Genomic DNA, 10703 nt, shown 5'->3' on the forward strand with positions numbered 1-10703 from the left:
CAATCGGTGGACGCACATCGACTATACAAGGGATAAGATGAAGAAAGTGTGAAATTTACAAAAATGAATAGAAAGATTAGAAAAGTTAAGATGAGAGACATAATATATGACATCAGACGTCCCGGCTTTAGCACTATACATCCTCGCGTGAGCCCGAACTATTGGTATAATGAAGGCGGCTTGTAGTGAAGAACGAAGGAGTTGGAACACATGAACCAAAAAGACATCGCGGCAATCCGCAAACATTTCAAATTGAATGCCGAGGCGGTCAAAATCGCCGACATTTATAATATTTATATCCGACAGGACAGCAATGAGATCTTCCATGAGGAGTTGCGCTCGTTCCCGTTTCTCGAGCAGGAGCACCAAGAGCTGTTCCTCGCGAACTTCAAGAAAGTGCTCGGCGGGAAGATGGACGAGAAGCTGTTCGAGGTGAAGTTCCAACATCCGGAACCCGGGCAGAGTGACCATACGCAGACGCTTCTTTACGAGGGGTTGAAGACGGACGAGATCGAAGGATGGGCGTCTTCGATGCAAAAGGTCGCCTTGAAGACGGTACAGGACGCCACGTTCGAGAAGGACATGGTCATCACGTTCATCCGCTTCAAATACAATAAACCGACACGCCGCCACTCGGAGGAGACGGAGATCGACATGCGTGACGAGGTGTGGACGTCCCGGTTCATCCTCTGCAGCATCAATCAGACGGAGTTGCCGAAACAATCGCTCGTCTTCGACTTCATCGAACGCGAGTTCAAGTCGAACATCTTCATCAATCCGGTGATCAAGCTCGACGCGCCGGTCGGCGGGTTCATGTTCCCGAGCTTCACGGACAACGCGGCCGACGTCAACCATATCTTGTATGCGGCGCAAAAACCGCATCAACCGGACTATCGCTTCATCGAGAACGTGTTGAACGGCACCGAGATCGTGACGGCGGTCGAGGAGAAGGCGATGTTCGAAGAAGTCGTCAAAACCGTCATCGGCGAAGAGGTTAACTTAGCGACGCTCGCGACCGTGTATGACGAGATTAACCAAATCATCGTCGCCGAGGCCGAGCGCGAGGAAGAGGACCAGACGGTACCGGTCATGGATGCCCGCACGGTCGAGATCGTATTGAAGGCGAGCGGGGTCGAGGACGTGACGACGGAAAAGGTCGAAGCGGCGTTCCAACAAGTCGTCGACGACCGCCAATACGAGATGAAAGCGAGCAGCGTCATCCCGAAATATACGTCGAAATCGATTAAAATCAACACGAAAGTCGCCAATATCGCCATCAGCCCACAAGACTTGAAATACGTGAAGCAAGTGAACTATAAAGGAAGACCGTGCCTGTTGATTGAAGTGGAGGACGACACGGAGATTGAAGGATTCAAGTTAATCTCGGAAGAGTTGCTTGACTGATTTGAGATTCACAGAGAGGCAGAGATTGTTTCTATGAAGCGAGCCCAGGCGATTTCCTCCTGGGCTTTTTTATGACAATCGCGTAAGGGCGGTTGAATTTAGACATCAATATCGGTATGATGCTCTTGAAAGCGTTCTCTCAATCACCCTTATTTTTTTGAACCTTATCGAAAGCGCTTTCGGTTATGTGGATGACAATAAAAAAGCCTTAGAGGAACACGTCCTCCAAGGCATCGTTTATTTCCGGGCTTTGCTTACTTTCAACTTCTTCCCTTTAATCGGTGTCGTCTCCATCGCTTCTAGAACGAGCGACCCTTTGCCGTTCAAGATGTCGACGTATGTCATCTGATCGGTGATCGTGATGATGCCGATGTCGTCGGCCGTGACGCCTGGGATTTTGGCGATCGTCCCGACGAAGTCGACGGCGCGGAGCTTTTTCTTTTTCCCGCCGCTGAAGTGAAGCTTCATGATGTCTTGATTGATACGTGCCGTCTTGTTATTTCGAACGACGCGGCGTCCGCTCAACTTCTCTTCGAACGCGGCTTGGTTTTTCGCGACTTCACTCTCGGTCGGCGCGTCCATCTCCGGGATCTCGAACTTGATGTACGACTCGATGGCGTTGACGAACTTGCCTTCATACGGTGTGGCGAGCGTGATCGCTTTTCCTTGCTTCCCGGCGCGCCCTGTTCGGCCCGTCCGGTGTACGTAGCTCTCTTTTTCCATCGGCACGTCATAGTTGATGACGAGCGCGACGTTGTCGACGTCGATGCCGCGAGCGGCGACATCGGTCGCGACGAGATAGCGGAAGTTGCCCATCTTGAAGCCGTTCATGACGGCGAAGCGGTCTTCTTGCTCGAGCCCGCCGTGAAGTCGCTCACACGAGTAGCCAGCTTGGTCGAGTTCGCTGTACACCGTGTCGACATGTTCTTTCGTCCGACAGAAGATGAGACAGCTGTCCGGGTTCTCGACGACGGTGACGTCTTTTAAGACTGATAGTTTCTCTTCGCGGCGGACTTCGATCAAACGATGCTCAATCGTTGAGGCGGTGACGCCAGCAGATTCGATCGCGACACGGACTGGCTCATTCATATGCTTTTGGCAGAGACGCTCGATGTCGTTCGGGAACGTGGCCGAGAAGACCATCGTCACGCGATCTGTCGGCAACTGATCAAGAATCGCTTCGACGTCGGCGAGGAAGCCGCGGTTCAACATCTCGTCCGCCTCATCGATAATCAAGTATTCAATTTTGTCTAAAGCGAGCGTCTCACGCTCGATATGGTCCATGACGCGTCCCGGTGTTCCGACGACGATGTGCGTTTTTTGTTTCAATTCTTCGCGTTGCTTCGAGAACGGTTCTTTCCCGTAGACCGCTGCCGCTTTGATGCGTTTGAAACGGCCGATGTTCGTCATGTCTTCTCGAACTTGAACGGCGAGTTCGCGCGTCGGCGTAAGAATCAAGACTTGCGGCTTGTTCTCGGTCCAGTCGATGAGCTCGGTGACCGGGATGCCGAAGGCGGCTGTCTTCCCGCTTCCGGTCTGCGCTTTGACGACGAGGTCTTGACGCTCGAGTGCGAGCGGGATGACTTTTTGTTGGACCTCGGTCGGGGCGACATACTTCATAATACCGAGCGCGCGTTGGATTTCTTCGCTTAAGCGGTAGTCTGCAAATTGTGGTTGATTCATGTGTTTACCTCGTTTTCATGTAAGAAACTTCTGTATTCGAAATTTTCATTAGCGATTTGGATTACGCCTCATTATACACGAAACGAGGCAGTTCGTCGTTCATGCCTGAAAACGGGCCAAGCAGAAGCGTGATAAATCGAACGGTGTCTCACCGTGTAACGAGAGTTCACTCAACACTTCACCCATGACGCTACCAAACTTGAACCCATGACCGGAGAAGCCGCATGCGAAGAGAATCGAGTCGTGCTCGGGATGAAAGTCGATGATGAAGTCATGGTCGCTCGACATCGTATAAAGACACGTCTTCCCTTGTTTCAACGGACCGTTCGCCGCCGGCATATAGGCGGATAGGAATCGTCGCAAGTCACCTTCGTCCGCGTCATAGCGGCCAAAGTCTTGCGTGTGAAGCCCCGGGTCAATCGGTTGTCCGCCATCGGTACGGCCGACTTTTAAGCCGGAATCATCTAGGCTCGGGAAGCCGTAAAACATGCGTTCGTCGTCCTCGATAAAGAAAGAAGGGAACGCCATGTCGCTGAACAACGTTTCATCGGCATCGAACCAACCGACGACTTTTCTTGTCGGTTGCAGCGGGAGTGAGATATCAGGAAGGAGCTGTTTCGCCCAAGCCCCGACCGTCACGATCACTTTCTTCGCGTGGAACGTCTCGTTCCGTGTCGCAATTGTGATGTCGACGGCTGTCGGTGTGATGGAGACGACCGGCGTGTTCATGGCAAGGGTGGCACCGTTTCGAACAGCACGCTCGCGATACGCCCGAATCGCATTCTCGCTATAGAGCAGGCCCGACTCCGTCTCGAAACAGCCGATATAGTCGTCGGGAATCGATAGACCGGGCCACCGGTTCATGACGTCCGTAGACGAAAGACGTTGAAGCGACAAGTTATGTTCATCGGCCGAGGCCATCATCTCGTTCAAGAATACAGAATCGGCTGGACCTAGGCCGAGAACACCTGTCTTTTGGAAAACCGGATAGGCCGCCTCGCGATCGAGTTCTTCCCACAACGTTTGGGCCCGTTTGACGAGCGCGACATATTGCCGTCCTTCTCCGTAAGCGTGGCGAATCATTCGCGTATCACCATGATGACTCCCTTTGTCGTGGGGCGGGTCGAAGGCATCGATGACGAGCGTCTGCGCACCTCGTGCTGTCAAAAACGAGGCAGCCGCCATCCCCATCGTCCCGGCCCCAATCACGGCGACGTCATACTGTATATCAGTCATTCCATCCATCCCTCTCCATTTGGGTATTAGTAGAAATGGTAGGGAAAAGAAACGCAATTGTCAATTTCTTCTTGTGCATGATTGAATCATCGTTTAACTATATTCCTAATTTTGAACTGGAAGGGGCAACTTGATATGTCGAACGATGTTGAAGTGTATGAACGGTTAGTCGAGCGACTCAAAACCGCACGTCCGTCTCAGACGATTGACGGTGTCGAGACGATCACAAAACCGATCCCGGATTCGGACGTCCCGGGTGATCTCGACCCGAGGGTGCTCGCCACGATGCGCGCCTTTGTGCCGTCTGACGGACCCGAGATTTTCGATTTGGCGAGTGCCCGGGCGAGCATGGGCTGGCCGAACCGGGACGTCACCAAGACCGTCATCACGACGGAGACAGTCAACATTCCAAGTGGAGACGGGGATATTCCGGCCCGGATGTATCGCCCGGACACGACCGAGACGTTACCGGCGATCCTCTTTTTCCACGGTGGCGGCTTCTTCGGCGGCACGCTCGATACGGTCGAGAACCCGTGTAAACGGCTCGCCGAGAAGGCGAACGCTCTCGTCGTCTCGGTCGATTACCGGCTCGCGCCGGAGCATCCGTTCCCAGCGGGGCTAGACGACTGCTTCGCCGCCGTCGAATGGGTGTATCTGCAGGCAGAAAAGTTAAACGTCGATCGCCATCAAATCGCGGTCGCCGGTGACAGTGCCGGTGGGAACTTGGCGACGGCGTGTTGTCTCATGGACCGGGCGCAAGGGACGAACTGGATCATCTTCCAAGCGCTCGTTTATCCGGTCGTCAATTTAGGGTCGATTCCGACAGAAGATTACGAATGGACGCTCGACCGCTATGAAATCAAGCATCATCACGACTTGATCCGTGGCGTCGTGATGGCACTCGGAGATTCAGAAAATCTGTTGAACCAAATCTATCTACAAGGCAAGGCCGAGCTAACCGACCCGCTCGTCTCCCCGCTCTTCGCAGAAGACGTCACAGGCTTGCCGCCGGCGTTAATCATCACGGCCGAGTACGACTATTTACGGCTCGAAGGTGAGGCGTACGCGCGGAAGTTGGCGCGTGATGGGGTGAAGACGAGGTTGATTCAATACCGGGGGGTGGACCACGCGTTCATGGACAAACTCGGTGACTATCCCCAAGCAGAAGATTGCCTGGCTGAAATCGCAAATGGATTAAAGGAGATGACAAGATGAAGACATATACATTGAACTGGGATACATATAAGCAACTGGCACGGACAGCTGTTTCAGAAGGGGCGGTCCTCTTAAAGAACGAGCAGGCGACGCTCCCACTAAAAGCGGGGACGACCGTTTCCGTCTTTGGCCGCAGTCAATTCAACTACTACAAGAGCGGCACCGGTTCTGGCGGGATGGTCAACGTCTCCCACGTGACGAGCCCGCTCGAGGCGCTTCAAGCGACAGAAGGGATTGACGTCAACGAGTCGCTCCTCGAAACGTACGAGACGTGGGTCGAGGAGAACCCGTTCGACCAAGGTGTCGGCTGGGCCGGCGAACCGTGGTCACAGCCGGAGATGGCGGTGACAGATGAACTCGTTGAGCGAGCGGCTGCCGCATCAGACGTCGCGCTCGTCTTCATCGGGCGCACGGCTGGGGAAGACCGTGACAACACGGCCGACCCGGGCAGCTACTTGTTGACCGACATCGAGCTCGAGTTGATTGAAAAGGTCTCGCGGACGTTCTCGAAGACGGCCGTCGTCTTGAACGTCGGCAACATCATCGATATGCGTTGGGCGAACGAACCGAGCGCGATCCTCTACGCCTGGCAAGGGGGTCTTGAAGGTGGCACCGGGCTCGTCGATGTACTGACGGGAACGGTCAGCCCGTCCGGTAAGTTGACCGACACGATCGCGAAATCGATTGACGACTATCCGTCGACGAAAAACTTCGGGCACGCCGACAAAGGCATTTATCAAGAAGACATCTACGTCGGCTATCGCTACTTTGAGACGTTCGCGAAAGACGATGTGCTCTATCCGTTCGGGTTCGGGTTGTCGTATACGACGTTTTCGACGGACGTCGTATCCTCAGATGAAGCGGACGGGGTGATCACGGTGACGATTGACGTCGTGAACACGGGAGACGTCGCCGGGAAAGAAGTCGTGCAGCTGTATGTCGAGAAGCCGCAAGGTGTGCTCGGCAACCCGGCTCGTGCGCTCGTCGCCTTCGACAAGACAAATCGCTTGGCACCGGGTGAGCGGGAGACGCTCACGCTGCGCGTTCCCATCACAGGTTTCGCGAGCTATGACGACAATGGGGCGACCGGTCACGAATCAAGCTTCGTGTTAGAGGCCGGCATGTATCGCCTCTACGTCGGGACTGACGTCCGTTCGGCCGAGGCGTGCTACGACTATGCGGTCGAGGCGCTCGAGGTCGTCGAGACGCTCAGCGAGAACATGGCCCCGGTCACCTCGTTCGAGCGCATCAAACCGCGTGCGACCGAGTCTGGCTTGACGGTCGGCTATGAGGCGACACCGCTTCGCAGCGTCGACGTCGAGGCACGTTATCTAGCAGAACGTCCGGTCGTGCGTGAAGAGACGGGTGACACAGGCGTGAAGCTTTCAGACGTCTATCACGGGAAAGCAGACCTTGAGACGTTCCTCGACCAATTGACGGATGAGGACCTCGCCTGCATCGTCCGCGGTCAAGGCATGAACTCGCCACGCGTGACGCCGGGGACGGCCGCTGCGTTCGGCGGGGTGTCGGACCGTCTCGAAACGTTTGGCATCCCGGCCGCCTGTTGTGCGGACGGCCCGTCCGGCATCCGCATGGACATCGGGACGAAGGCGTTCGCGCTTCCGAACGGGACGCTCCTCGCCTCGACGTTCAACACGCAATTGGTGGAAGACTTGTTCGAGATGACAGGACTTGAGATGCGGAAGAACCGCGTCGATACGCTCCTCGGACCTGGGATGAACATCCACCGCAACCCGCTCAACGGCCGGAACTTCGAGTACTTCTCGGAAGACCCGCACGTGACCGGCAAGATGGCGGTCGCCCAGTTGAACGGGATGCACCGTGTCGGGGTGACGGGGACGCTCAAACACTTCAGCGCCAACAACCAAGAAGCCCACCGCCACGACATCGACTCGGTCGTCTCGGAGCGGGCGCTTCGTGAGATTTATTTGAAAGGGTTCGAGATGGCGGTGAAGGAAGGCAAGGCGACCTCAATCATGACGACGTATGGCGCCGTCAACGGCATCTGGACGGCCGGTCTGTATGACCAGAACACGCGCGTCCTTCGCGACGAGTGGGGCTTTGACGGCATCGTCATGACCGACTGGTGGGCGAAAGTGAACCATCATGAAGACGAGCCGGCGAACCGCCAGAACACGGCGGCGATGGTGCGCGCACAAAACGACTTGTATATGGTCGTCGACCGTCCGGACACGAACTCGTTCGACGATAATACGGCGGCGGCACTTGCCGACGGCTCGCTCACACGCGGAGAACTGCTCCGGAGCGCGGCGAACATCTGTCGGTTCGTGTTGACGTCGCCGGCGATGGAGCGTGCGCTCGGCATCCACGACGGCTCGGTCGAAGTGATCGGACTCGACGAGGAAGCCGACCAGGCCATCGACTTCGATGTGACGTATCGTCATCTTGAAAGCGGCGAGCCCGTCAGCCTGAGTGATGCCGACACATCGACAGGGAGCATGCACGTCTTCGCCGTCTCGGTCGATGAGACGGGGACGTATGACGTGACGATCACGGCCAAGTCGGACGCGGGCGCACTCGCCCAGATGCCGGTGACGCTGTTCGCGAACAACATCCCAGGGCCGACGTTCACGTTCAACGGGACGGACGGGGAATGGGTGACACAGACGAAGCAAGTGTTCTTCTTGAATCAACACAACTACTTGCAGCTCTATTTCGCGCTCGGTGGACTCGACGTGAAAGACATCACGTTCACGCTCGCCGACTCGTTCAGCATGAAAAACGGATAACGAACGAAGCGCCGTCTCGAAAGAGGCGGCGCTTTTTTATATGCGTTCAATGGATTTTACGGTGTGACGTAACGTCTCGGCCTCCTCGTTCTCCCAGCCGTTTCGGTCGATTGCGTTGAGAAGCTGGTATGTCGATTTGATGAGAGATTGACTTAGCTCTTCAATCGATACCGTCCCCATGTGCGCGTGACATGCATCGCGATCCACGTAGAAAAGTTCGGCTTCTGTCTCGTTCACTTTTCTCGCAACCACTTTGACTGGTCCGTCCATAAAGGAGAATGCATACGATTCATGTATCGGCGCAAATACAAGGGCACGACAACTGTCAATCCACCAGTTCAAGACGATGGCGACAAAATCGGACCAGCTTTGTCCCGGGAAATAATTATACGAATTGATGACGAAGGCGATGTTGCCAACGATTTGGGTGTCATAAGTTAAGGAATCAATCGTTAGTTCAATTGAAATTTGCTCCCCCATGATTGTCACACATCCAACTGGAGGATGATTTTTGTGAACGCTTTGAAATCATCAATGTGTTTCTCGAGAATCGCCTCTAAAATATTTAGTTGGAGCGCTTGATAGTCATGGACCGCGACATTGCGGAAGCCGACCATGTTGATGAGCGTCTTGGCTAGGTCGTGATCAATGATTCCTGCGTCCGCGAGCATGATGAACCCGTCTCGGCTCGCTTTTGGCACCCCTAGCTTCTTTTGGCTGACGAGGTACATCGCGATGTCGATACTCGCTTCGCACGCGCGTTGAATGTTGAGGATGATGCTGTCTTGTTTCGTGAAATCGTGAAGGTGCTCTGGATTTCCCTCATAGACCTCATGAACCCGTTTGATACAACGCTCAATTGTCGTCACTTTGTTTAGAATCACATCATTCATCAAACACACTTCCCCTAGATTGAATATTGTTTACTATCATTTGGCGCTGTTCGTTCAACTCGGCATACATTCGATATGCTTTGATCCGTTGCCGGACCCATTCATTTTCGTCCTGCACGAGCAGAGGGAGGCCTTCTGAGAAAATCTGCATGGCGAAGACGGTGTCCACTTCACGGATGTCGACCAGATCGACGTCTCGACCGCATAAGAGGGCCACTTCGTTCCCCAACGTGAATCGTTCATAAGGTGAGAGGCGTTTCTGACTGAAATATGCGAGGTCTACGTCACTGTCATCTCGAGCTGTCCCTTTTGCGAACGAACCGAACAACAAAATGAAATCCGCGTCTGTCTTCTGTCGAATCGTTTCGATGACTGCTTGGTTAATCACGTCAGAAACCATGTTCCCACCCCCTTATCTCATTATACGCCCTTCACGTTTCGTATAAACAGTTGTTTTGCAGCATGAAAGGTTGAACCATATTCGGGTAAACAGTCGTATAAAGAAAAGAATAATCAACGAATCGGAGGGATGAACATGAATACGCTCTACATGAAACAGAAAGTGTTTAGTCTGCGCGGACGTTTTACGATTAAGGATGCGGATGAGCACGACATTTATTTCGTCGAAGGAAGCTTCATGAAGCTGCCGAAGTCGTTCACGATCGCGGATACGAGCGGACGTGAAATTACGACGATCACGAAGAAGACGTTCAGTTTCTTGCCGACGTTTTACGTCGACGTCGAGGGAGAAGAGACGTTGACGATTTCAAAAGAGTTCACGTTCTTCAAACCGCGCTATACGATTGACGCGGCCGGGATTGAAGTCGACGGCAACTGGTGGGACATGGACTTCGAAGTGAAACAGGACGGCCATGTCATCGGCAGTGTCCAAAAGAAATGGCTGACGTGGGGCGATACGTACGAGATTCGAGTGGTCGATGACGCGATGGAACATTTGCTCATCTCGATCGTCGTCGCCATCGACTGCGTCAAAGCCGACCAAGCGGCATCTTCGAGCGCTGCGACGTAAAGGGGAACACAAGATGGAATTATGGGACGTGTACACGGTCGATCGCGAGAAAACAGGGCGGACATGGCAACGGGGCAACCGTCTCGAGAACGGTGACTATCACCTCGTCATCCACGTCTGTATCTTCAACAAGGACGGACAGATGTTGATTCAACAGCGCCAGCCGTTTAAAGACGGTTGGTCGAACATGTGGGACATCACCGTCGGCGGCAGCGCCACGGTAGGTGATACGAGCCAACAGGCGGCGATGCGCGAGCTCGAGGAGGAGATTGGGCTGAAACTCGATTTGTCCAACACACGACCGCATTTGACGGTCAACTTTGACGAAGGGTTCGATGACATCTATCTCGTCGAGGCGGACATCGACCTTGACGAGTTGACATTACAGAACTTCATAGCGAGAAAGCCCACTCCTTTAGGGGTGGGATGAAAGCTATGTCGGATACGGAGCGTCAGTAATAAACCGCCGGT

General features: G+C 54.2%; 9 protein-coding genes and 1 pseudogene. 5 read left to right on the forward strand and 5 right to left on the reverse strand.

Annotated elements, in window-relative coordinates; all coding sequences use genetic code 11:
• Positions 1–210 precede the first annotated feature (210 nt).
• Positions 211–1404, forward strand: coding sequence for a DUF4317 domain-containing protein (locus tag KNP76_RS10220; protein ID WP_214844456.1), 1194 nt, complete (start codon positions 211–213; stop codon positions 1402–1404).
• Between the two features lie 237 nt (positions 1405–1641).
• Here KNP76_RS10220 and KNP76_RS10225 read toward each other — a convergent pair whose 3' ends face one another.
• Both KNP76_RS10225 and solA read right to left on the reverse strand, forming a co-directional pair.
• Positions 1642–3087, reverse strand: coding sequence for a DEAD/DEAH box helicase (locus KNP76_RS10225; RefSeq protein ID WP_214844457.1), 1446 nt, complete (start codon positions 3085–3087; stop codon positions 1642–1644).
• A 99-nt stretch (positions 3088–3186) separates the two neighbouring features.
• The gene (gene solA / locus KNP76_RS10230; protein WP_214844458.1) at positions 3187–4323 is read right to left on the reverse strand and encodes an N-methyl-L-tryptophan oxidase; all 1137 of its coding nucleotides are present in this window, start codon (positions 4321–4323) and stop codon (positions 3187–3189) included.
• Between the two features lie 135 nt (positions 4324–4458).
• Between solA and KNP76_RS10235 the strand changes: the two genes are divergently transcribed.
• A complete protein-coding gene (locus KNP76_RS10235) occupies positions 4459–5538 on the forward strand; it encodes an alpha/beta hydrolase (RefSeq protein ID WP_214844459.1) in 1080 nt (359 codons plus the stop codon).
• Positions 5535–8309: a glycoside hydrolase family 3 C-terminal domain-containing protein gene (locus tag KNP76_RS10240; RefSeq protein ID WP_214844460.1), complete on the forward strand. Its 2775-nt coding sequence runs from the start codon at positions 5535–5537 to the stop codon at positions 8307–8309. Before KNP76_RS10235 ends, KNP76_RS10240 begins: the two co-directional genes overlap by 4 nt.
• Before the next feature lie 36 nt (positions 8310–8345).
• On the opposite strand, the gene KNP76_RS10245 is transcribed toward KNP76_RS10240, so the two are convergent.
• The 3 genes from KNP76_RS10245 to mntA are packed head-to-tail and all read right to left on the reverse strand — an operon-like array spanning position 8346 to position 9602.
• Positions 8346–8789, reverse strand: coding sequence for a hypothetical protein (locus KNP76_RS10245; RefSeq protein ID WP_214844461.1), 444 nt, complete (start codon positions 8787–8789; stop codon positions 8346–8348).
• A gap of 5 nt (positions 8790–8794) precedes the next feature.
• A complete protein-coding gene (hepT, locus tag KNP76_RS10250; RefSeq protein WP_214844462.1) occupies positions 8795–9202 on the reverse strand; it encodes a type VII toxin-antitoxin system HepT family RNase toxin in 408 nt (135 codons plus the stop codon).
• Positions 9195–9602, reverse strand: a complete 408-nt coding sequence (mntA, locus tag KNP76_RS10255) for a type VII toxin-antitoxin system MntA family adenylyltransferase antitoxin (RefSeq protein WP_214844463.1) — start codon at positions 9600–9602, stop codon at positions 9195–9197. The genes hepT and mntA overlap by 8 nt, the downstream gene beginning before the upstream one ends.
• A 135-nt stretch (positions 9603–9737) precedes the next feature.
• Between mntA and KNP76_RS10260 the strand changes: the two genes are divergently transcribed.
• Together KNP76_RS10260 and KNP76_RS10265 are read left to right on the forward strand one after the other, a co-directional pair.
• Positions 9738–10232, forward strand: coding sequence for an LURP-one-related/scramblase family protein (locus tag KNP76_RS10260; protein WP_029333979.1), 495 nt, complete (start codon positions 9738–9740; stop codon positions 10230–10232).
• A gap of 13 nt (positions 10233–10245) precedes the next feature.
• Positions 10246–10620 (forward strand): annotated as a pseudogene (locus KNP76_RS10265) (NUDIX hydrolase); the annotation flags it as partial.
• Between the last annotated feature and the right edge of the window lie 83 nt (positions 10621–10703).

The sequence above is a fragment of the Exiguobacterium sp. s150 genome, from assembly GCF_018618435.1.
Classification (GTDB): domain Bacteria; phylum Bacillota; class Bacilli; order Exiguobacteriales; family Exiguobacteriaceae; genus Exiguobacterium; species Exiguobacterium alkaliphilum.